We start from the raw sequence: 23,708 nt of genomic DNA, 5'->3' as shown, positions 1-23,708 counted from the left end.
TTTTAGATGAAAAGAACTATATACATACTTTCAATCTTTAGCTTAACACTGCTAATAAGTTGTACAAAAGATTTTGAATCCATAAACACAAACCCTAATTCACCAAGCTCAGTGCAACCAAGTCTTTTATTGAGGCAGGTTATTTATAATTTCGGGGAAGAGATGAGCTACGAAGGTTTTGTTGCCGGCGATTTATTATCCCAACATCGAACAGCCTTAGATTTTAATTTATTTGACAGACACGCCCTTAAATCACCGCAATTAGGAGGGAATCCTTGGCCAATATTTTACAAAAATTTAAGGGATAACGACATTATACTAAATCAATCTAGAACTATCGAGGCCTTTAAAGTTTACGAAGGACCGGCCTTAATTCTAAAAGCTTACATGGCTGCAGGATTAACAGATTTGTTTGGAGACGTTCCTTATTTTGAAGCCTTTAACGGTGCAACTAATATGGTTGCGCCTGCATACGATAAGCAAGAAGAAATCTACTTAAATGAAGGAGGCATTCTAGACAACCTCGATAAAGGTATTGCAGCAATCCAAAATTACACAAATGCCATTACTCTTGAAGGTGATATTTTATTTAATGGCGATTTAGAAGGTTGGATTCGTTTCGCAAATTCATTAAAAATAAAATACCTAATAAGAATTTCGGATAAAGAAAATGTTTCTGAAAGACTACAAGAACTTTATAATGATAATCTTTATATAACAGAAAATTCGGAAAATGCCATTTTTAACTTCACAAACTCCAACCCCAACAGCTTTAGACTATCCCAATTGAGAGCTGGAGACTTCAACAACTTTGTGCTTTCTAAAACAATGGAAGACATTTTAATTGGTTTAGAGGATACAAGAATAAGTACGCTATTTAAACCTTTTTCTAATTCAACTGCAAATGAATACAATGGTTTATTAAATGGTATAGACCCTACCTCAACATCGGTATCTTTAGGTAATTATTCTTTAGCAGGAACCGCTTTTCGTGAAGACTCTTCTACCCTAGACGCTAATTTTATAACTGCTTGGGAAGTCCATTTTGCGTTAGCTGAAGCTGCTGAAAAAAAATTAATTACAGCAGATGCTCAACAACTATATGAAACCGGAGTTACTCTAGCTTTTGAATATTGGAATACGGCATTACCAAACACTTATCTTATAGGAAATGCCGCTTATAACCACGTAACAAAAACACCATTAGAACAAATTATAACGCAAAAATGGATTGCAAATATTATAAACGGTTATGAAGGTTGGATTGAGTATAACAGAACTGGATTTCCTGAATTAAGAACTATTTCTGCAAGTTTAAATAATAATCTTATTCCACTAAGAATGCCTTATCCAGCGGAAGAAGAAACATTAAATGCAGAAAACTACTCGAAAGCTGCATTAAACACAGATAACAACAGTATCAATATACCCGTTTGGTGGAATGAATAATATAGACACAAGCACAATGCAATGGCTATTAATTATAACATCGAGTTTGATTTTATTTTTTATATCGCCATTTGCTAAAACAACAGATCAGTTTTTTAAAGCTACCAAAAGATTAAAAAAACCAGGCACCATAGTTTTAACGGGAAGCCTAATAATCTCATGGATTTTTGCTAAAAGCATTACCAATGCAGCAAACCTAGGTTTGCAATTTGGTCTAGTAGGTGGTGTTGCTTATGCTGGGTATTATCTATCTTTTGCTGTTGCAGGTATTTTGCTTTATCAACTAAGAGTAAAAGGTGGTTTTGAGAGTATTCATCATTTTTTAACTACAAAATTTGGAAAAGGCGCTATGGCTATTTTTTCAATTTTAATTGCTTTTAGACTGTTTAACGAAGTTTGGAGTAACACCATGGTTATTGGCAGTTACTTTGGAGAGCCAAGAAGCGACCCTTATTATTGGTCCATTATACTATTTACATTTCTAACTTTAGCTTATGCTTTAAAAGGCGGGTTGAGTAGCTCTATTTTTACCGACGTCATCCAAATGGGATTATTTTCGGTGTTACTTTTCATTATTTTATATCATATATTTTCAATCGAAGATTTCTCAACTCAAGACATTTTTTCATCTGGAACATGGAGTTTCGAACTCGGTTTAAACCTATTTTTCGCAGCTATTATTCAATCGTTTAGCTATCCTTTTCACGACCCTGTACTTACAGACAGAGCATTTATAAGCTCTCCTAAAGTTACAAGAAGAAGTTTTTTAATCGCTAGTGTTTTGGGTGCACTTTGCATTATTTTATTTAGCATCATTGGTGTATATGCGCAGACTCAAAATATGCAAGGCCAAGCTGCTGTAAAGGTTGGCAAAGCCTTTGGCGTATTTATTTTAATTATTATTAATTTTATAATGATTACCTCGGCTGCCTCAACTCTAGATTCCACGTTTTCGTCGTTTTCCAAGTTACTATCTATCGATTTAAACTTAGGAAAAAACGTAACATTCGGGCGTATTTCTATGATACTTATTGCAGTTTTGGGTACCATACCCGTTTTTTTAAATGCTGAAATATTATCGGCCACAACCATATCAGGAACTATGGTTATTGGTTTAACGCCTGTATTTCTATTTTGGAATATGGATGTTCCTAAAATAAGTTATTACCTCAGCGTAAGTTGTGGATTAGTTTTCGGCATCATTTTAGTATTAAACATATTCCCAGAATCACTCATTTTTACACAAGGAAAATATGCCAATTTACTTTGGATTAATTTCTGGGGCGTTTTAAGTTGTATCACATTATATATTATTCCAAAATGGATAAAAAAATAGAAGAATTAAGTCAAATTTCTGGTAAAGTTTTACTTTTTGGAGGTGTTTACAGCAACCTTCAGGCTCTAGAAGCACTCAAGCAAATTGCAGAGAAAGAAAATATTCCGCCAGAGCATTGCATCTGTACAGGCGACATTGTTGGTTATTGTGCACAGCCCGAAGAAACTGTGCAGCTATTTAAAATATGGAACGCCAAAAGTATTGCGGGTAATGTAGAAGTACAACTTAGCGAAGGTGCTACAGATTGTGGTTGCGATTTTCGAAAAGGATCACGCTGTGATGGTTTTTCGCAACAATGGTATCCTTATGCGCAAAGTAAACTTTCTAAAGATTCGCTAAACTTCATTAACACGATACCTGACCATATTACGTTTAATTATGCTAACAGGGAGGTTTTAGTCGTTCATGGTTCTTATGAAAATACATCAGAATTTATTTTCAAATCCACACCTTGGGATGCCAAAGCGCCGAGTTTTAATGGTAATGAATTTGATGTTGTTATTGGCGGACATTGTGGATTACCTTTCCAAGATAAGCACGACGATAAACTATGGCTAAACCCAGGTGTTATTGGTATGCCTGCAAACGATGGTAGCCCAAACGTGTGGTATGCTATTTTAGACGATTCGCAAAACACATTCAGTTTTAAGCATTATAGTTTAAATTATAATTACAGATTAACAAACAAACTCATGTTAAACGGCTTGCTTCCTAAAGAATATGCAAGAACTATTGTTACCGGAATTTGGGATAATACAGAAATTTTACCAGCCATTGAAAGTGGCTTACAAGGTTTTGGTGTTAATATTATTTAAACCAAAATCACTACCAAATGTAATTTTATTAAATTTGAGAGACTAAATCAACATGAAACAAACCTTATTCTTATTATTAATCCTGCATGGTTTTTCTGTGTTTGCTCAAAAATCAATTGACAAACTATTAAAACAATACAACGATAATAGCGTGCCCTACATAAGCGTGCAAGAATTAGCGATGCCAAAAAACAATGCTATAATTCTCGATTCTAGAGAACTAAAAGAATACGAAACGAGTCATTTAAAAAATGCAATTCACATTGGTTACGATCATTTTAAAATAGATAGTGTTTATAAAAAAGTACCGAATAAAGACACCAAAATAGTGGTGTATTGCTCCGTTGGTATTCGATCGGAATCTATTGCAGATAGCCTTAAAAAAGCAGGATACAAACATGTTGAAAATTTATACGGCGGTATTTTTCAATGGAAAAGCAATGATTTTCCCGTTTATAATAAACAAGAAAAAGAAACAGATAGTATCCATACCTTCAATAAAACATGGAGCAAGTGGTTACAAAAAGGAATAAAAGTATATGAATAAAGAACTCGTTATTGTTTTTGTAAAAAACATAAAACTAGGTAAAGTAAAAACCCGACTGGCAGCAACTATAGGAAATCAAGCAGCCTTTGATGTTTATGCTCAATTAGTAAACGTTACAGAAAAAGCGATTAAAAATCTAAAAACGGATAAGCGTATTTATTTTTCTGAAGCGGTAGTAAAAAATATGTGGCAAGATGAATACAAAACCGTGCAACATGGCATAGATTTAGGTGAGCGTATGCAAAACGCATTTAAGCAAGGCTTTCAAGATGGCTATGAGAGAATTGTGCTAATAGGTTCGGATTTACCCGATATCACGGAGTCTCAAATTAATGCTGGGTTACAAGAATTACGGACTAAAGATGTTGTTTTTGGACCTGCTGAAGATGGCGGATACTACCTTGTTGGTTTTTCCAAATTCCATGATTTTGTATTTCAAAATAAACCTTGGAGTCAGGATAATTTATTAGAAGAAACCCTGGCTGAATTAAAACAAAATCGAGTAACTTTTAGTACTTTAGAGACTTTAAATGACATTGATACTTTTGAAGATTTAATAGCTTCAAAATTTTATCAATCTAACATAGAGTTACAAGAAAAACTAAAACAATTACATGATTGAATTTATAGAAGAAACGGTTAATTATTTAAAAGGAAAAGGATTTGAAAGCCCAGAAATAGGCATTATTCTCGGCACCGGATTGGGCCAACTTGTAAATGAAATAAACATTATAAAAGAAGTAAGCTACAATCACATCCCAAATTTCCCCACTGCCACGGTAGAGTTCCACAAAGGGAAGCTTATTTATGGTGAATTAGAAGGTAAAAAAGTAATTGTTATGCAAGGTCGCTTTCATATCTACGAAGGTTACACCCTGCAAGATGTAACATACCCTGTGCGTATTATGGAAAAATTAGGCATAAAAACCTTGTTAGTCTCGAACGCTTCAGGTGCCATCAATTTAGATTACAAAAAAGGTGAGCTCATGCTTATCGACGACCATATTAATTTACAAGGCGGGTCTCCATTAGCTTTTAAAGGAGCTGAATTATTAGGAGAACGCTTTGCTGATATGAGTGCACCCTACGACACCGAAATTAACAACAAATTTAAAGCTATTGCTAAAGCAAATAACATAAAACTTCACGAAGGCGTTTACGCTAGTGTTGTTGGCCCGCAATTAGAAACACGAGCAGAATACCGCATGTTAAAAATTATTGGCGCCGATGCTGTGGGTATGAGTACAGTTCCCGAAATTATTGTTGCTAACCATTTAGGCTTAAAAGTTGCTGCTGTTTCTGTGTTAACAGATGAGTGCGATCCAAAGAATTTAAAACCGGTTGACATTAGTGAAATTATTGCTATGGCTGGTAAAGCAGAACCAGAAATGATTACGCTTTTTAAAGAATTAATAAAATCCATTTAATTTGAAAATAGTATTACCTCTTATTATAATAGCACTATCTATATATAAAGTATTGGCTAGTTTTCTGTTGGACGAAAAGCAAGGTGTGTTGTTTGATATGAAAATAAATATCTGGGTCTACAGAGTAATATGGGTTATAGCTGGTTTATCCTTTGCCTATAATTTATTTAAAATATATAAAGATAAAAAACGATTTGGCGTATAAGCTTAGAGCAACCTATGGAGAAATATCTAGATATTATAAAAAACGGCTATTCTGGTTATTGGAGTTATCTTAAAAACGAGATACTTTTTCAAAATAGTTGGGATAACTATTTTTATGGATTAATTGCTATTTCTCTAATAGTATGGGGACTAGAAATCATTTTCCCGTGGCGTAAAAATCAATCTATTTTTAGAAAAGATTTTTGGTTGGATACCTTTTATATGTTTTTCAACTTTTTTCTTTTAAATCTTATTATACTCATTGCGCTTTCTAATACAGCTGCGGAGTTTTTAAATGATGTTTTAAAAACAATTGGCTTATCGTTGAATGATTTCCAACTATTTAATGCTAACGATTTACCTAAGTGGTTAGGTTTGGTTATTTTCTTTTTAGTTTCAGATTTTGTACAATGGAACACCCATAGATTATTGCACCGTTTTGAGTTCTTTTGGAATTTTCATAAAGTCCACCATTCGGTAAAAGAAATGGGCTTTGCTGCACATTTACGCTACCATTGGATGGAGCCTGTGGTTTACAAATCTCTACTTTATATTCCTTTGGCATTAATTGCAAATTACAGCGCACAAGACGTTGCCATAGTATATTTTTTCAGCATCGCTATTGGCCACTTAAATCACGCCAACTTAGGATGGGATTATGGCATTTTAAAATACGTATTTAACAATCCTAAAATGCATATTTGGCATCATGTAAAAAGCTTACCGAAAGATGTTAGGTTTGGGGTTAATTACGGACTAACATTAAGTATTTGGGACTACATTTTTAAAACTGATTATATTCCTCACGATGGTAGAGATATTGAATTAGGTTTTGAAGATGATGAGACATTCCCAAAAGATTTTATAAGCCAAGAACTTTATCCGTTAAAGAAATGAAATACTTAATTTTTATTTGTTTTAGTTTTTTTTTGCTCAGCTGCCATACGCCCAAAAATATAACAGAAACATCACAAGAAGTAATATCGCCAGTTTTAGATAAAAAAACCACTACTAGTGCAGTAGAACAAGTAATTATTAAAGAAAATATTGCTGCAAAAAAAGACACATTAAACCCAGAAAAAGCAGCAGTAATAATTAAAGAAAGTACAAAAAAACCTGAGCTTAAAAAAAACATTTTAGCACCACATGAACTTTGGGAACAGCTTCTACAGAAAAACGTTTCGGCATCTGGCCATGTAAATTACAAAGAGTTTAAAACAGAACAACTTAAGCTTAAAACCTATATAAGCACTCTAAGTAAAATTTACGCAGACCAAAGTTTTCAAACGCTTTCAAAAGAAGAATTACTTGCGTATTGGATTAACGCCTACAACGCCATGACGGTAGACTTAATTTTAAAAAACTACCCAATAAAAAGTATAAAAGACATTGATAAACCGTGGGACCAACGATTTTGGAAACTAGGCAACAAATGGTTCAACTTAAATGATATTGAACACGAAATATTACGCAAAATGGACGAACCTCGCATTCATTTCGCTATTGTTTGCGCTTCTGTATCTTGTCCGAAATTACAAAACACCGCGTTTATTGCTTCCAATTTAGATACACAACTTACAAATGCAACTCAAGAGTTTTTAAAAGACCCTGAACGAAATGAGCTTTCGGAAAACACTATTAAAATTTCAAAAATTTTCCAATGGTTTTCCAAAGACTTTAAGAAAGATGGAGACATCATAGACTTCATAAACCAATACACAAACGTAGACATTTCCGCGAAAGCGAAAAAAAGCTTTAAAGATTATAACTGGAATTTAAATGAATAAAATCTCCATTATAATTCCTGTTTTAAATGAAGCTGAAACTATTGAAAACTTATTGTTCCACCTTATAGATTGCTCTGCAATACAAAACATTGCTGAAATTATTGTGGTAGATGGAGGTAGTACAGATGGTACTATACCAATAATTAAAAATTTAGGTTTAAGCATAATAGTATTAAATTCCGACAAAGGGCGGGCCAAACAAATGAATCTTGGCGCTAGTGAAGCAAAAGGTAGTGTTTTATACTTCTTGCATGCCGATTCCTTCCCTCCAAACCGATATGATCAACTAATACTATCTGCAATACAAAACGACAATACAGCAGGCTGTTTCAAAATGAAATTTGACTCCAACCATTGGTGGCTAAAATTAGCAAGTTGGTTTACACAGTTTAATTGGCAAATGTGCCGTGGTGGAGATCAAAGCTTATTTGTAACAAACTCCCTTTTTAAAAACATTGGTGGTTTTGATGAAAACTTTACTATTTATGAAGACAATGATTTTATTGCGAAGCTATACAAACGCAACCAATTTGTTGTGCTACAAGATTGGCTAACAACTTCGTCCAGAAGGTATGTTAAACAAGGAATTGGTAAGCTTCAATTTCATTTCTTGGCTATTCATTTAAAAAAACGTTTGGGTGCTTCACCAGAAAATTTAAATAGTTATTACTTAAAGCATATTGCATCAACAAACAACTAATATTCTCCCAACTACTCACTTGTCTCCCCTATTTTTCAAAATAAAACAAAACGAATTCTATCTTTTTTTTTTCAGTTTAACATGGATTTAATACCGTGTTAAAAACTGATAAAATTCACTTAAAGAAAAATTAAATGTTACAAATGGTTCGGTAATTCGTCTACTTTTATAAGAAACAAAATTTCATATGAAACAATTCTACATTTTTATCAGCACCTGTTTATTATCTTTTTACGGACAATCACAAGAGTCCATTAACGCTAAAATACTAGATTCTATTTCGAAAGAACCTATTCCCTATGCCACAATTTCTATAAATAATAATTCTGGTGTGATTAGTAATGCAAACGGAGATTTTCTTATTTATTTAAACAAAAAATCCGCTAAACAGGATTCTTTAAAAATTAGATGTTTGGGTTATGAAACTAAACAATTTCTAGCAAACACATTTAAAGACAGTATTGTTTTTCTTAGCGCAAAAGCAATGGAGTTAGATGAAGTTTTAGTTTCTAACAAAAATTATACACCAGAGGAAATTATTGAAAAAGTACAGGAAAACCTAGAAAATAATTATGACAATAACTTTATTAAAAGAAAGTTGTTTTATAGAGCTTCATCGTTTCAAAATTTAATAAAGAGCGACGTTGAAGTTAATAAATCGACTATTCCAGAATTTAATCAACAATTTATAGATAGCTTAATTGCTGCTATTCCAAAAAACGCCGATGATTACACCGAGATTCTAGCAGACACATACGGTAAACCCGGAGAAAATGATAAACAAAAAATAGATATTATAAAAGCTTCACATTTATATGATAAAAGTGCAGAAATGAGTTTTGAGACCTACGAAGAGAAACTAAATACTATTTTAAAAAAACATGTGAAACGTGATTCTTATTTCAAAATTAAATCGGGTTTATTTGGCGTAAAAACAGATATAGACTCTACCGCTTTTGATTACGGTGAGCAAAAAGAAGAGGTAGAAAAAACAGAAGCCATGATTGCTGAAGAAAAGAAGAACGAGGCTGCACGCAAAAAAGATTTTGCTAACTACCGTAAATCGGAAATTACTAGAATTGAACACAGTAGTTTTATTTATGAAGATAGTGATTTAAACTTTTTAGAAAAACAGAATCGTTTTGACTTTAAAGTGGAAGATTATAGCTTTTTAAACGATGAGTTTGTTTATAAAATAAGTTTTACTCCAAAACGAAAAGAAGATTTTAGAGGAACTATTTATGTAAACACTGATGATTTTGCTATTGTTAGAATAGATTATGAAAATGTAAAAGTTCTAAAAAGCTTTAAACTACTGGGTTTATCTCACGAGAGAAATCTAAAAAAAGGAACACTGATATACTCTAAAAACGAAACCGAAAAGTACACTTTAAAATATGCTGAATTAGAAGAAGGTAGCCAATTTGGTATTAAACGCCCATTAACCATTATTGAAAAAAATAAACACGTTATTGGTAGACGTAAACAAAATGAACTCGATACAGACATCCATTTTGTAATGGCTATTAAAGAAAAAAGTGAATTAGTTATTTTTGAAAACGAGCAAATAGCAGAAATTACTTTTACAGACTTTACCGAAAAGCCCAAAGTAGAACCCGTGTATTTACCAAAGTACGACCCTGAATTTTGGATAGGTTATAACGTGATTGAACCTAACCAAGCTATTAAAGATTTTAAGAGTTTGGAGTAAAACTCATTTTAACGAATACCAGTATAATCTGCGACGTAAAACTAGCTTGTATACAAAATAAAATTGGGTGAAACATTAAATCTTGTTTCGCCCTTTTTCATTGGGGTATAAACTGTAAACAGGATCGCTTTGCAAATATTGTTTTGTTTCGATATCCATACCGGATATTCTGCCTTTAAACGCAGCACCAGTATCTACATTCCAGATATTAACAGCATTCATTGGTATTTCAACATTAAAATTAGTTGTTGGCGTATGGCCAATATAAATTTCGTTGTAATGCTTTAATCTATTAGGGTAGAAATGCGATTTAGTATCTAAGTTATTATCTATTGCAAGAGCTAGCTCCCAAAGTGTTCTATCAAAATACAACGTTGGTTTATGCACTTCTTTCTCTACACCATGCATGGAGGTAAAACCAGCATGAAGAAACAATCTATTTTGCTCATCTAAATGATACAATTTGAGGTTCTTAAAAAAGGCAATATGCACTTCTTTTTCTTCTTCCGAAAAACCATCATAACTCGCCATAGTTTCCATACCACCATGTATATACCAAGTCATGTTCACCTCTCCTGTTTTCAACCAATCTTCACACCAAACATCGTGATTACCTCTAATAAAAATGCATTTTATTTTTTTCGATAAATCTATCAAAAATTGTACAACCTGAGCCGACTCACTCCAACCATCAACATAATCTCCCATAAAAATCAGTTCATCTTCATCTTTAACTTCTAACTTATTTAAAAGCTGAACTAACCCTTTTAATCCACCGTGAATATCTCCAATTGCTATTGTACGCATCTCTCTTTTCTTTTGAGCAAAGCTAAGAGAAAAGAAATAATTTAAAAAATTGTAAGATTAAATTTAGATTAAAAATCAAATAACTATTTTACAGCTAAAACACTAATATTATAATAATTATAAGACCGTATAAAGAAATATATTACAAATAATTTGGCTATATTTAATACCAATTAAACTAAATACTAATTAAACACTAGACACCATTGAAAATCAAAAAAATACTAGTAGCCAATAGAGGTGAAATTGCAATTAGAATTTTTAGAGCCTGTACAGAAATAAATATAAAAACAGTTGGTATTTACACGTTTGAAGACCGTTACTCCTTACACCGCTACAAAGCCGACGAATCTTACCAAATTGGTGAAGACAACGAGCCATTAAAACCCTACCTTAATATTGATGCTATAATAAAAACAGCATTAAAAAACGGAGTCGATGCCATACATCCTGGTTATGGATTTCTATCCGAAAATGCAGATTTTGCCCAAGCTTGTGAGGATAACAACATTATTTTTATTGGCCCAAAAGTCTCTGTTTTAAAAGCGTTAGGTGATAAAATTATGGCTAAAACTGTGGCTGTAGAAAATAACATCCCAATTATTAGAAGTAACGACAAACCGCTAACTGATATTGATGTAGCGCTTTCTGAGGCTAAAAAAATTGGTTATCCTATTATGCTTAAAGCTGCTTCGGGCGGTGGCGGACGCGGTATGCGCGTAATTAGAAAAGAAGACGAACTAAAAGGTGCTTTTAATGAAAGTAAACGCGAAGCTTTAAATGCTTTTGGTGACGATACTGTTTTTCTTGAAAAATTTGTAGAAAACCCAAAACATATAGAAATACAAATTGTGGCCGATAGTTTTGGCAATACCGTACATTTGTTTGAGCGCGACTGCTCGGTGCAAAGACGCTACCAAAAAGTGATTGAATTTGCACCTTCTTTCGGTTTAAAAAACGACACTAAAGAAGCCCTTTACAACTATGCTATTAAAATTTGTAAAGCTGTAAACTATAATAACATTGGTACGGTTGAATTTCTGGTAGATGATGACGATTCTATTTATTTTATTGAAGTAAACCCTCGTGTACAAGTAGAGCATACCGTTACCGAGGTTATTACCAACATCGATTTAATAAAAACACAAATATTTATTGCTGGCGGTTACAAACTAGCCGATGAGCAAATAAAAATTCCGAACCAAAAATCTATTAAAATTAGTGGTTATGCGCTACAGTGCAGAATTACAACCGAGGATCCACAAAACGATTTTAAACCCGATTACGGCACTGTCTCGGCTTACCGAAGTGCTTCTGGATTTGGTATTCGATTAGATGCTGGAAGTATTTATCAAGGCGCTACAATTTCGCCTTTTTTCGATTCTATGCTAGTGAAAGTTACAGCCCACAGCAGAACGCTTGATGGTTCAAGCAGAAAAATAAGACGAGCCTTAGCAGAATTTAGAATTCGTGGAGTAAAAACAAATATGCCTTTTCTAGATAATATTTTAAAGCACGACACTTTTAGGCAGGGCAAGGTTACGGTGAATTTTATTAAAGCAAACCCAGATTTATTCATATTTAAAGCTCCAAGAAATAGAGCAACAAAACTAATCACCTATTTAGGTGATGTTATCGTAAATGGAAACCCAGATGTTAAAAAAGTAGATCATTCTAAAACATTTATAAAACCGAAAGTTCCAAAATTTGATCCGGATGCACGATTTCCTAAAGGCACCAAAGATTTGCTTACAGAACTAGGTCCAGAAAAATTTTCGCAGTGGTTACTTAATGAGAAAAAAGTACATTTTACGGATACCACTATGCGCGATGCGCACCAAAGTTTATTGGCGACGCGTATGCGAACTTATGATATGCTTAAGGTAGCTGAAGGCTATGCCAAAAACCATCCTGATATTTTTAGTATGGAAGTTTGGGGTGGCGCCACCTTTGATGTTTGCTTACGCTTTTTACAAGAAAACCCATGGGAACGCTTACGCATGCTGCGTAAATCTATGCCAAATTTATTATTACAAATGCTTATTCGCGGCTCTAACGGAGTAGGCTACAAAGCATATTCCGATAATTTAATTGGGGAATTTGTAGAGCAAGCTTGGGAAAATGGTGTGGATGTTTTTAGAATTTTTGATTCTCTAAACTGGATGAAATCTCTTGGACCATGTATCGAGCATGTACGTACCAGAACAAACGGTTTAGCCGAAGGTTCTATTTGTTATACTAACGATATTTTAAACCCAGAAAACACAAAATACAACTTAAAATATTATGTTAACCTAGCCAAAGAAATCGAAAATGCAGGTGCACATATTTTAGGTGTAAAGGATATGGCTGGTTTACTAAAACCTTATGCAGCCTACGAGTTAATTTCAGCATTAAAATCTGAACTCAAAATCCCAATTCATTTACATACGCACGACACCTCATCTATACAATCGGCAACTTATTTAAAAGCTATTGAAGCTGGTGTTGATGTTGTAGACGTTGCGCTTGGTGGTTTATCGGGGTTAACATCTCAACCCAACTTTAACTCTGTAGTAGAAATGATGAAATTTCAAGATAGAGCAAGCAGTATTAATATTGATTCTTTAAATGAATACTCAAACTATTGGGAAACGGTAAGAGAGTATTACTACCCATTTGAATCTGGTTTAAAAGCCGGATCTGGAGAAGTCTTTAAACACGAAATTCCGGGTGGTCAATACTCTAATTTAAAACCACAAGCACAGGCCTTAGGTTTAGAAAGTCGTTTTCATGAAATTACTAAAATGTACGGCGAAGTAAACACCCTTTTTGGCGATATTGTAAAAGTAACACCAAGTTCTAAAGTAGTTGGAGATATGGCACAATACTTAGTGAGCAACAATTTAACAATACAAGATGTTATTGAGCGCGGCGATAGTATTTCGTTTCCACAATCAGTTGTAGATTTATTTAAAGGTGAACTTGGCCAACCTGTTGGAGGTTTCCCGGAAGCGTTGCAAAAATTAATTTTAAAAGACCAAAAACCTTACACCGACAGACCAAATGCGCATATTCCACCATTAGATCTAGATCAGGAATACAAGGCGTTCAAAAAAATATTCGAGCACGATTTAAGCAGAACTATAGATTATACAGATTTTCTATCTTATCAACTGTATCCTAAAGTATTTACAGATGCTTTCAATAAGCATTTAAAATACGATAACCTCATGAATTTACCTACCAAGAATTTTTTCTACGGAATGGAAATTGGTGAAGAAACCATTGTTGAACTCGATAAAGGAAAAACGTTACTTATTACTTTAGACTCTATAGGAAAAGCTAATGAAGATGGTATTGTAACCGTTTATTTTAAAGTGAATGGCCAAGGCCGTAGTGTTGAAATAAAAGACACCGCTATCAAAGTTGATAAAGTTGAAAACTTGAAAGCCGATAAAAACGATGCCAATGAAATTGGAGCGCCATTACAAGGTATGCTTTCTACTATTTTGGTTAAAAAAGGTGAAAAAGTAACCAAAAATCAGCCGTTATTTATTATTGAAGCCATGAAAATGGAAACAACAATTACAGCGGCTGCAGATGCCACTGTTAAAAAAATAGTTTTAAAAACAGGTTTTATGGTAAACTCGGAAGACCTCGTGATTGTTTTAGAATACTAAAGTTTTAAATATTGAAAGCGTTATTTTATCTATTCAATAAAAAAGCCTCTATTAAATAGTATTAATAGAGGCTTTTTTATTTCATTTTTACTTAGTATGATTGATATACACGATTTCTAGTATTGAAAACCTGCTTTACTTTTTCTAAAAAACTAGTATTCTCCTTTTTTTGATTATCCAATTTGGAGTTTGAATTCTTCTCTTCTTGTTGTAGGTGGTAACAGTGATAAGCTTGTGATATAAACATAATATTAGGTTTTGTAAAACATTGAACATTTTTGAATGTTCCGTTTTATTATTAATTTTTATTTGAGATTCGGACTTGTTTCTTTTAATATGATTAATACTGCAAACATATAACGCATCTTCACTTTTTAAAACACTGAAATTGACGTATTTGTATGCTTAATTATCTGTTAATTTTGCATCGTTTTGGGTTAAAAAAATTGTGTTTTATTAAAACAAAAGGCTTTTTACTAAACATTTATAGAACTCAAAAACATAGATTAAATAAGATAAAAACGCCATAAAACATTATGTTTTATGGCGTTTTTATCTTATTTAATGTGTTGTACACCACTTACTATTTTTGTACAGCACGCTTTATTCTTTTACCTCTGTATATCCGGGTAATCCATGTAAACATTTTAGTATTTGGTTTCCTCCAGGCTCACCCGCGTGATAATGATAACCTCTTTGATCATCAAAATGCCCTCCACATTCGTCTAAATCGGTTGGTGCTTTCCCGTTTTTATCTAACAAGCCATAAATTGCAAATCCATCAACAGCATAACCAATCATTGGAGCGTGAGTATCAGTTTGCTCAATTTCTTTTATTGAGCCAGTAACAGCATGATAGTGATAACCTCCATGCGGGTTTACATGTCCTCCATGATCATCTAAAGGCGCAATAGTATGAGCTGCTAATATGGCGTGTGTTGGTGCAGGCGGATCAAAATTTACCCCATTAAATGCAACACCTATTCCACCTCTTCCAAAACTTTGAGTAGAATTTAAATATTTTGGAGTTACAGGAATTACGAAGGTAGTTTCTTGGTTTTTAAAAAATTCCGGCAGGCATTCAACACAATAATTTTGATATTCTTCCTCGACATCTGGTTTTGCAGCTCCTAAACATTCCTCTTCTGTTTCTGTTACTTTTATAGTTCCATCGGCCCGAAACAATTCCCACTTATCATCACTGTAAAACTCAGCTAATTTGGCTATAAAATGCCCTGAAACATCGTATACCTTGCCATCTTCAAACCATATTCCAGCCTTATCCATGCCATCCTCAATATGTCTTGGGCACCATGGCCCCATTTGGTGCTCAGTTGCTCGAGAATTTGTTGTAAAAACGTAGCATAATGTCTCCACACCATTCAATTCAATGGTTTCTTTTTTTATACCATCTAATATGTTTTCTGAAATAAAGTAATCGGTATTTACAGGAATAACTTTAGCCGATATATTAATCTCGGCAGATAAATCTTTATTTGCGTTAGATCCTCTTGGAGGTCTACCGCCTTGACTCCCTTCTCCTTTATTTAATTCTTCCAAAGTTAGAAAGCCATCGCTATTACTATCAATATTACTAAAATCATCAGCTAAAGGACCTTTAACTTCACTTATGGATAACTTATTATCTTTATTACTATCCATTTCCGATACTAATTCTGTTGCTGTTGGCCGTCCGCCTTTAGGTGTTTGTTGCTCAATATTTTTTTCCTGATTCGATTTACATGAAAAGCACATCGCAACCGCAGCTATTACTAATAATATATTTTTCATTTATCTATATATGTTTAAATTTTGCGTTAAACTTAAATTTTCATTTTCATTAAAGCTACTTTCTCAAAGTGGCATAGTACAATTTACCACTATTATCTTTTAAAACAATTGTATCACTGCTTTTATATAGAATATTTACACCAGCTCCATTATTAACGTTATGAGCTTTAAATTTTGTTTTGGTATTTTTTATTTTTAACTCTATATAATTATACCCATAGTTATTATACCCTCCAACATAATGATTTCCCGACCAAGAATTGCCCAAAACAACTTTACCAAAAGAATGTGGTTCTTGTTCTAATTTCCAAATTGGCATTAAAGTATTAGTTCGCTTTTTTTCATCAATATCTTTGAATTCATCGAGATGGTGATAATCCGAATACAAAGCCACTTCTTTATTATCATACTTTAAAATACTCAAGTAGTTTGTTAACGGGAAAAAAGAAATTAAACCATTCTTGAGCGCATTCAATTTAAACTTAGTTTTTTCTATTTCGGTATTAGCCGCTATATTGATTAAACTATCTAAATATTCTGAACGAGGTTCTTTTTCATTCAAAGACTTAGATTTCCTATTAATAGAATCTCTAATTTCATAAAAATCTTTTGATAAAACTCGCAATATTTCAACACGCTCTTTTTTAAAATTATTACGTGGAGACATTTTATAAACATGGTTTAGCTTAATAATGACATCATCTTCTTTATCGACTGTATAAACCTCACCTGATTGAGTGATATCATAATCTAATCGCACACTAACATTGGTTTGTTTTATTTGATTAAACTTCCTATCCAAAATCAATAAATTATTGTCTGCATTGTTAGTAAAAATGTAGTCTTTATTATAATAAATTCCATGAGTCGAAACAGGAAAATCTGTTATTACAACTTCTTTATTTGTATGCTGCGGAAATATTGGAAGTTCGGGATATTTATCTTCTTCAGGACTTTTATACCCACAAGAAAACAAATTAAAAAGCGTAATTGTTAGTATAAAATATTTCATTTTAATTTTTTATGCTAATTACTTGTAAAGATTACACGTACACAACACAATTTAAAATAAAGTTTTTGTGATTTTGTTTCATACACAAGCAAAGATCATTAGCATGAGACATTCGCGTGTATTTATATAAGCAGGACTATTTTTATATTATTAATATTTCATTTTTTGGTGAGGCAAAATTTTGATAACGCTTCAAAAAACGACTAACCAGTCTGCACAACTAAAAATACTGACCGATACCAAATACCAAACCTTGTGTGGCATCTTTAGAAACTCCATAACCATAATCTATTCTAAAAACTGCATTATATATTTTTTTATGAAAAAAACGCAAACCAATTCCTGGGTACAACTTCATGTTTTTGCTTTTACTAAAATCAGAAAGCTCGCCTCCCGGGTTTCTCCAAGAACCTGCATCTATAAAGGCATTACCTTGTAAAACAAACCATTTTTTCTCAAAAAGCGTATGGCGGTATTCTGTATTTACAACAATGACACCCGTACCTCTATCTATAGTATTCCCTACACCACGAATATTTACGTTATTATCTACAGAAAAAGGCGCAAAAGGTGTATCGTTATTAGATGCTAGACCTAAACGTATTCTGTTTGCCCAATTCCCTTTCTGGCCAACGCGTTTGAAAACAAAAAAATCGTTCCAGCCAATATAAAAATCCTCCACACCATTTTGATTAGACGTTACAAACTGAAAATTAAACTGACTTCGGAATCCAGAAATGTACTGGTAATAATAGTCTAAGGTGTTATAATCGTAAATTCCCTTTATAAGCCATTTTGGAATATTGAGTTCTAGCGGAACATTTTCACTAGTTTCTCCATTTTGATATTGGTAATCTTCTTCAAAACGATTAAACCCAATTTCCAGTTTATTACTAAAATTGAATTCATAAAGCCCAGAAACCTCTACAGACTTATTATTATAGCTATAATTAGCCGATGTATTATTGAAAAACACAGGCTCCAATGTGGTTAAACTTTGTAAATTAAAAGCCAAACCTAGCCGTTTGGAAAACAAATAAGGCGCTCTAAAATTTAAAGCGTAACTTTTAAAAACATCTTTTTGATAAAAGCCTCCAATAGCAATATTTCTGCCAAAGGCATTGAACTCAGCCAAACCTAAACGGTAAGCAAACTCATCGTTATTAGTGGTATAAATATTAAGAGAAGGAATGAGTGTAAAATTTTCTTCAATACCATAAAACACATTATAATTGCCATCTTCCGCCAAAAAAACTTGGTAATAAGCATGTGCAACAGATGGTAACCTTTTTAACCGCTTAATATCTTGTTCAATAATAGTAGAATCTAAAGCGCTACCGCCTTTTATTGATGCTAAACGTTTAATAAAACTCGTTTTTAATTTATTATTCCCTTGAATTTTTAAATCGGCAACCATATGGTTTTGCGCCATACCATGAGCAAAGGTTATTAATAAAATAAAAAGAATTGTTTTTTTCATTATTCCACAGTAAATGGCGTCATGATCACTTGGTTTACCCAATTATCGATGCTCACGTCCATTACTGTAAATATATAATTATTTCCCGATATTAAATTTGGCGGTGTATTTGGAGTAATATTTAGCACCACATTATCTAGTTTATAATATTGAAATTGATTGTTATAGGTATAAGTTCCTGAGATTAAATCAGAACTCTCTGTAGTTAAAACTTCAAAGAAAATAGCATTGTTTTCTTCGGAAAGAATATCCCATGAAAATAAAGGCATTCCGGTTTCTTGCTGATTAATATTAACCTCATTAACCCATTGAGATGGTTGATTGCTTTTTTTATTTCGAATTGGGGTGGCTACTTTAACAACATCTTCTACTTGATAAACCACCGTAAACCAAGCGGCATTAGATGTAGTTTCGAAAAAACGTAAAGCACCATTAAAAAGAGGTTTAGTTTCTAAATTAATAAAATTATATCTTGAAAAATCTTTTCCTTCTATTTCAGACTCATTGGTTTCATATAATTTAAATTGACTCGCACCTTCTTCTGGATAAAAATAAACATTAACAAGATTAGTGTTCTTTTCACTGCTAGCGGCACAGGCTATTACAGCATCTTCTTCGTGAACTACCGCACTTAAAAACTGGGATAAAATGGTATCATTAATTAAAACTAATTCTGCATTATCATCGCTTGTACAAGCGTTAACAATTAAGCATATAATTACATACTTTAACTTACCTATATGCCTCATAATGCGATTTTATTATCTGTTCTACAGGTTTGTTTTGTGGTGTAAACCTGGAGTTATTTTCTCCACCCGCACTTTCATGGTTATGGAACCATTTCCAAATAAATCCGCCTGCAAACCAATCTTCTTTCCAAAAGGTTTTAAACAATGCTTCGGAAGTGTTGGTTTGAGCTTCTAAGTTTACAGAGTTCATTGCTCGATCACTACGCCAAGGTTCTTTACCAGTAAAATCGACACTTCTATAACCAAACTCGGTAAATAGTATCTGCTTTTTATAAGATTCCGATGTGCTTTTAATAACCGCTTTATGTGTTTCCCAGTTAGCCATGCATTCGGCAACTGTTGGTGTTTTGGTTTCACTAACTGGAAAATAAGCATCTATACCTATGTAATCCATTTGCTCCCAAAAAGACGTTCGTTTAAACTCATCCCAATTAGCAGCGTAAGTGAGTTTACCTTTATAGATTTTTTTAATTTCTACAATTAAACTACTCCAGTATTTTGGTCGGTTGGTAATAAACTTTTCTAATTCTGTTCCGATACAAAATATATCGGCATTAATCTCTTCGGCTAACTTGGCGTATTCTAAAATAAATTTAGAATACGAATTTTCAAAAACCTTCCAATTCGCTTCCGTATCCATTTCTATGTGCCCTGTATAAACACCACGACTTACCCAAATTTGGGGTTTAATCATTATTTTTATATCGTGTTTTTTAAGTTCTACGGCATATTGCTGTGCGCCATTTTTAGTTTCGCCTAACCACTGTCTTTGTGTATTAAAAGCAATTTCGGGATGCGCAATATCTCTAATAAAACCAAAGGGCATAACTGCCGCAAAATTGGCATTTACATTAACAACTGGTATTACATTTTTTTCAGATATAGCTTCTCGAGAGGCAACAAAACTAACACCATTTATTTTTTTTGGTTGAGCATTACAACTCTGTAAAATAAACAGCGTAAGTAAAAGCAGAAGTATATTTCTTTTCATTAAAAAAGTTTTTTAGCTCCTAATTTACTACTAAACATTAAAACAAGGCTCTTAAACCTATGTTAAAAGATTGCCCCAACCCGGTATCATTACCTCTCACAAAGCCTGTATAAAGGGTTTCTACATTGAGAACATCTGTTAATTGATATTTTAAACCACCACCAAGTGCTGTAAAATCCTGAGAGAAATCATTTCCAGCATCAATTAATTGTGAGTGTTGTATCAACCCTAATACAGTAAACTTAGAACTTGGGAAATAACTTAAAAATACACCCGGAGTTAAGCGCAGGCTATTGTTTGCAAAACTACCTCCTATTTGATTTCCTGTGATATCTCTTTCTAATTTTTTACCAAAGTTATACTCTGTGTTAAGTTCCGAGAATAACTGCCATTTTCCTCCAGAAAAACTGTAATCATAGAAAAAACGGTTCTGAAATATAAACCCTTTTTGATCTAAAAACACGCCGTTTTCTTTCTCATTATCTATTAAAGGGATATGAAAAGCCGTTTGAATTGTAAAATTCCCCACACCTTTAATAGGATTAAATTTTACGGCCGGAGCAAAAGAGGTTAAACCAGAACGTGCGGAATTTGTTTCTCCATCAAATTTAAAAACATCTAAAGCGTCTCTACCTCCAATAACATTGGAACGAAACTCTAATAACAAACCAATATTTAATTTACTATTAGCTGAAACTCCTGTAAAAACATCTAATGTAGACGTGAAAAAGGTTTCTCTATCCTTATCTTGTTTTGCCCCATTTTCTCCAAATAAATCTTTGGTTTCCGTATATAAATTATTAAACCATTTAATATCCCATTGGCCACTACTTAATAGTTTTGATGGTGTATAGGTTTGAATATTACTTTTTTTATTTTCAGTAGTATCTTCTTGAGCAAAGCCTACTAAAGATATAGTTAATAATAAAGTTGTTAGTATTTTTTTCATCATTATGTGTTTTAAAATTAGTATTACAGCGCGTTAGTTTTCCAGTTATAAGGAAAGTAACTCAGCTTAAAATCGGCAGCTATTTTCTCAGTTCTGTAAAGGTTTATAAAGTCAATTTCATTTTTCCCATTCATGGTAAAATCATCTTTATACCATTCCATAATTTGAGAGGCCTCAACACGTTTCTTTTTAGCATTTACCTTTAAAAAACTTCCGTTAAGGGCAATTTTAGTTTGCTTCGTCATTTGGCTATCTACTGTTTTAGGCAAATACGCTTTACTTATTAATGGAGGGCAACCTACAGCGCCACATACTAATACAAAGTGAAATCTTGCATCGTTAAAAACCTCACGTAAAAGTTTATGTTCTATATTATTTAGGGTTGTGTTTTTACCACCTAAAGCATATGTTGTTTTATCGAAAAATCCTTTTTTATCTAAAGGAGAGCTTAACGGATAGTCATCTATAATCCCTTTTATTACCGATAAGTTATAAGCGTTTATCCAGAATGCTTGGTAAACATTTGCATCTGTTTTTGATACAGAAATGCCTTCGGCTAGCTTTAAAACCTCATCTAAAGTTTTAGGTTCGCTATGTATTTTAGAATAATCTACTTTACCATTAACCACATAGGTATTAAAAAAAGCATCAGCTTTAGAAAAGAAATCGTTAGTGTTTTGAGCAAAACTAGCAACCGATAATATGCCCATGGTAAATACTATAATAATATGTTTTTTCATTTTATAAATTTTAATGGTACAAAGTAAAGGTTCTTCTTTCTTTTAATTTGTTAGCCAACTTACACTTTAAAAAAGTTTAATGAAAAGTCTGATAATTAAGCTTTGCCTTACAGATGGCTTCATTATTTAAATGCATTCTAAATTAATACCCTAAGTTAAGTTCTTATCTTTAAAACGACCTAAAGAATCACAATTCTAAAAATTATGGAACATATTGTTATAATCGGGAATGGAATTTCGGGTGTTACCGCAGCGCGACACATTAGAAAACTTTCTGACAAAAAAATTACTATTATATCGGCAGAAACCGAATATTTTTTCTCTCGAACAGCACTTATGTACGTATACATGGGGCATATGACGTTTGAACATACACAACCCTATGAAAATTGGTTTTGGAAAAAGAATAGAATAGAATTAAAAAAGGGTTTTGTTAAAACAGTTGAAACTGAAAACAAAACGCTTCATTTTCAAGACGGCGGATCTTTAACCTACGATAAGCTTATTATAGCTACCGGAAGTAAACCTAACAAATTTGGATGGCCTGGTCAAGATTTAGATGGCGTTATGGGCATGTACCATAAGCAAGATTTAGAAAATCTAGAAAAATATGCACCCAATAACAAGATGTGCAAACGTGCCGTAATTGTTGGAGGCGGATTAATTGGTATTGAAATGGCCGAAATGCTACACTCACGACATATTCCTGTAACTTTCTTAGTACGAGAGAATAGTTTTTGGAATGGTGTTTTACCTGAAGGTGAGAGCAATATGATAAACCGAGAAATTTTAAGTAGCGGCATAGATTTGCGACTTTCTACCAACTTAAAAGAAATAGTTGCCGATGAGAACGGTAATGTTAAATCGGTTATTATAGACGAAACAGGAGAAGAACTACCTTGCAACGTGGTTGGCTTAACAGCTGGTGTTTCTCCAAACATAGATTTTATAAGAGATTCTGGAATTGAAATTGGTCGAGGTGTAAAAGTGAATCGTTACCTAGAAACTAACGTTGAAGGTGTTTACGCCATAGGTGATTGTGCTGAGCAACGTGAGGGTATTGACCAACGTCGCCCTATTGAAGCAGTTTGGTATACTGGCCGTATGATGGGAGAAACCTTAGCACAAACTATTTGCGATAATAAAACACAATATAAACCTGGACATTGGTTTAACTCTGCCAAGTTTATTGATATAGAATACCAAACTTATGGTTGGGTTTGGGCACAAGCCAAAGAGCATGAATCTCGTTTTTACTGGGAACATGAGGATGGTAAAAAATGTATTCATATTAATTATGATAAAATCACTCGAGAATTTATCGGCATTAATAACTTCGGAATCCGCATGCGTCACGAATTTTTCGACAAGATTTTAAATGAAAAGCGCACGGTAGATTATGTTTTAGAACATTTAGCCGATGCTAATTTCGATCCTGAATTTTACAAGCTTTACGAAAAGGAAATCGTTGCAAAATTCAACCAAGAAAACAATACTAACATTCAATTAAAAAAGAAAAGCTGGAAACGTATTTTTAGCAAAGCATAAGAT

At 33.1% G+C, this 23,708-nt stretch carries 22 protein-coding genes; 13 read left to right on the top strand and 9 right to left on the bottom strand.

The window, feature by feature from the left end:
• Positions 1-6 precede the first annotated feature (6 nt).
• From ACJJV4_RS03685 to ACJJV4_RS03635, 11 genes are all read left to right on the top strand, one after another.
• On the top strand, positions 7-1,449 hold the full coding sequence (locus ACJJV4_RS03685) for a SusD/RagB family nutrient-binding outer membrane lipoprotein (RefSeq protein ID WP_405292122.1): 1,443 nt from the start codon (positions 7-9) through the stop codon (positions 1,447-1,449).
• Complete coding sequence (locus ACJJV4_RS03680) at positions 1,442-2,785, top strand: sodium:solute symporter (protein ID WP_405292121.1); 1,344 nt, start codon at positions 1,442-1,444, stop codon at positions 2,783-2,785. Before ACJJV4_RS03685 ends, ACJJV4_RS03680 begins: the two co-directional genes overlap by 8 nt.
• Positions 2,770-3,600: a metallophosphoesterase family protein gene (locus tag ACJJV4_RS03675; RefSeq protein ID WP_405292120.1), complete on the top strand. Its 831-nt coding sequence runs from the start codon at positions 2,770-2,772 to the stop codon at positions 3,598-3,600. The genes ACJJV4_RS03680 and ACJJV4_RS03675 overlap by 16 nt, the downstream gene beginning before the upstream one ends.
• Before the next feature lie 52 nt (positions 3,601-3,652).
• On the top strand, positions 3,653-4,147 hold the full coding sequence (locus ACJJV4_RS03670) for a rhodanese-like domain-containing protein (protein WP_405292119.1): 495 nt from the start codon (positions 3,653-3,655) through the stop codon (positions 4,145-4,147).
• Positions 4,140-4,769: a TIGR04282 family arsenosugar biosynthesis glycosyltransferase gene (locus ACJJV4_RS03665; protein WP_405292118.1), complete on the top strand. Its 630-nt coding sequence runs from the start codon at positions 4,140-4,142 to the stop codon at positions 4,767-4,769. The genes ACJJV4_RS03670 and ACJJV4_RS03665 overlap by 8 nt, the downstream gene beginning before the upstream one ends.
• A complete protein-coding gene (locus ACJJV4_RS03660) occupies positions 4,762-5,574 on the top strand; it encodes a purine-nucleoside phosphorylase (protein WP_405292117.1) in 813 nt (270 codons plus the stop codon). The genes ACJJV4_RS03665 and ACJJV4_RS03660 overlap by 8 nt, the downstream gene beginning before the upstream one ends.
• 1 nt (position 5,575) lies before the next feature.
• Positions 5,576-5,779, top strand: coding sequence for a hypothetical protein (locus tag ACJJV4_RS03655; RefSeq protein WP_405292116.1), 204 nt, complete (start codon positions 5,576-5,578; stop codon positions 5,777-5,779).
• A 14-nt stretch (positions 5,780-5,793) separates the two neighbouring features.
• Positions 5,794-6,675 carry a sterol desaturase family protein gene (locus tag ACJJV4_RS03650; RefSeq protein WP_405292115.1) on the top strand — a complete coding sequence of 294 codons (882 nt, stop codon included), beginning with the start codon at positions 5,794-5,796 and terminating at the stop codon, positions 6,673-6,675.
• Positions 6,672-7,565 (top strand): DUF547 domain-containing protein, encoded by an 894-nt coding sequence (locus ACJJV4_RS03645; RefSeq protein ID WP_405292114.1) that lies wholly within the window; start codon positions 6,672-6,674, stop codon positions 7,563-7,565. Before ACJJV4_RS03650 ends, ACJJV4_RS03645 begins: the two co-directional genes overlap by 4 nt.
• Positions 7,558-8,265 carry a TIGR04283 family arsenosugar biosynthesis glycosyltransferase gene (locus tag ACJJV4_RS03640; RefSeq protein ID WP_405292113.1) on the top strand — a complete coding sequence of 236 codons (708 nt, stop codon included), beginning with the start codon at positions 7,558-7,560 and terminating at the stop codon, positions 8,263-8,265. Before ACJJV4_RS03645 ends, ACJJV4_RS03640 begins: the two co-directional genes overlap by 8 nt.
• A 187-nt stretch (positions 8,266-8,452) precedes the next feature.
• Positions 8,453-9,976, top strand: coding sequence for a carboxypeptidase-like regulatory domain-containing protein (locus ACJJV4_RS03635; protein ID WP_405292112.1), 1,524 nt, complete (start codon positions 8,453-8,455; stop codon positions 9,974-9,976).
• Positions 9,977-10,051: 75 nt separating this feature from the next.
• Here the strand turns inward: ACJJV4_RS03635 and ACJJV4_RS03630 are convergent, their stop codons facing one another.
• A complete protein-coding gene (locus ACJJV4_RS03630) occupies positions 10,052-10,783 on the bottom strand; it encodes a metallophosphoesterase family protein (protein WP_405292111.1) in 732 nt (243 codons plus the stop codon).
• A 206-nt stretch (positions 10,784-10,989) separates the two neighbouring features.
• Between ACJJV4_RS03630 and ACJJV4_RS03625 the strand changes: the two genes are divergently transcribed.
• A complete protein-coding gene (locus ACJJV4_RS03625) occupies positions 10,990-14,445 on the top strand; it encodes a pyruvate carboxylase (protein WP_405292110.1) in 3,456 nt (1,151 codons plus the stop codon).
• 91 nt (positions 14,446-14,536) lie between these two features.
• On the opposite strand, the gene ACJJV4_RS03620 is transcribed toward ACJJV4_RS03625, so the two are convergent.
• The 8 genes from ACJJV4_RS03620 to ACJJV4_RS03585 all read right to left on the bottom strand — a co-directional run bounded on the left by ACJJV4_RS03620 (position 14,537) and on the right by ACJJV4_RS03585 (position 22,157).
• The gene (locus ACJJV4_RS03620) at positions 14,537-14,692 is read right to left on the bottom strand and encodes a hypothetical protein (protein ID WP_405292109.1); all 156 of its coding nucleotides are present in this window, start codon (positions 14,690-14,692) and stop codon (positions 14,537-14,539) included.
• Between the two features lie 356 nt (positions 14,693-15,048).
• Complete coding sequence (locus ACJJV4_RS03615) at positions 15,049-16,236, bottom strand: YHYH protein (protein ID WP_405292108.1); 1,188 nt, start codon at positions 16,234-16,236, stop codon at positions 15,049-15,051.
• Between the two features lie 55 nt (positions 16,237-16,291).
• Positions 16,292-17,248 (bottom strand): hypothetical protein, encoded by a 957-nt coding sequence (locus ACJJV4_RS03610; RefSeq protein ID WP_405292107.1) that lies wholly within the window; start codon positions 17,246-17,248, stop codon positions 16,292-16,294.
• Between the two features lie 220 nt (positions 17,249-17,468).
• Positions 17,469-18,728, bottom strand: a complete 1,260-nt coding sequence (locus ACJJV4_RS03605) for a POTRA domain-containing protein (protein WP_405292106.1) — start codon at positions 18,726-18,728, stop codon at positions 17,469-17,471.
• Positions 18,728-19,477, bottom strand: coding sequence for a hypothetical protein (locus ACJJV4_RS03600; protein ID WP_405292105.1), 750 nt, complete (start codon positions 19,475-19,477; stop codon positions 18,728-18,730). Before ACJJV4_RS03600 ends, ACJJV4_RS03605 begins: the two co-directional genes overlap by 1 nt.
• Positions 19,461-20,468: a glycoside hydrolase family 113 gene (locus ACJJV4_RS03595; protein WP_405292104.1), complete on the bottom strand. Its 1,008-nt coding sequence runs from the start codon at positions 20,466-20,468 to the stop codon at positions 19,461-19,463. The genes ACJJV4_RS03600 and ACJJV4_RS03595 overlap by 17 nt, the downstream gene beginning before the upstream one ends.
• A gap of 37 nt (positions 20,469-20,505) precedes the next feature.
• Positions 20,506-21,420, bottom strand: coding sequence for a hypothetical protein (locus ACJJV4_RS03590; protein WP_405292103.1), 915 nt, complete (start codon positions 21,418-21,420; stop codon positions 20,506-20,508).
• Positions 21,421-21,440: 20 nt separating this feature from the next.
• Positions 21,441-22,157, bottom strand: a complete 717-nt coding sequence (locus ACJJV4_RS03585) for a DUF547 domain-containing protein (protein WP_405292102.1) — start codon at positions 22,155-22,157, stop codon at positions 21,441-21,443.
• A 204-nt stretch (positions 22,158-22,361) separates the two neighbouring features.
• Here ACJJV4_RS03585 and ACJJV4_RS03580 point away from each other — a divergent pair, with 204 nt between their 5' ends.
• Entirely contained in the window at positions 22,362-23,705 is a 1,344-nt protein-coding gene (locus ACJJV4_RS03580) for an NAD(P)/FAD-dependent oxidoreductase (protein WP_405292101.1), read from the top strand.
• Positions 23,706-23,708: the final 3 nt, after the last annotated feature.

It is taken from the genome of Algibacter sp. Ld11 (assembly GCF_045066735.1).
Taxonomy (GTDB): Bacteria; Bacteroidota; Bacteroidia; order Flavobacteriales; family Flavobacteriaceae; genus Algibacter.
This window is presented reverse-complemented; position numbering and strand designations above follow the sequence as displayed.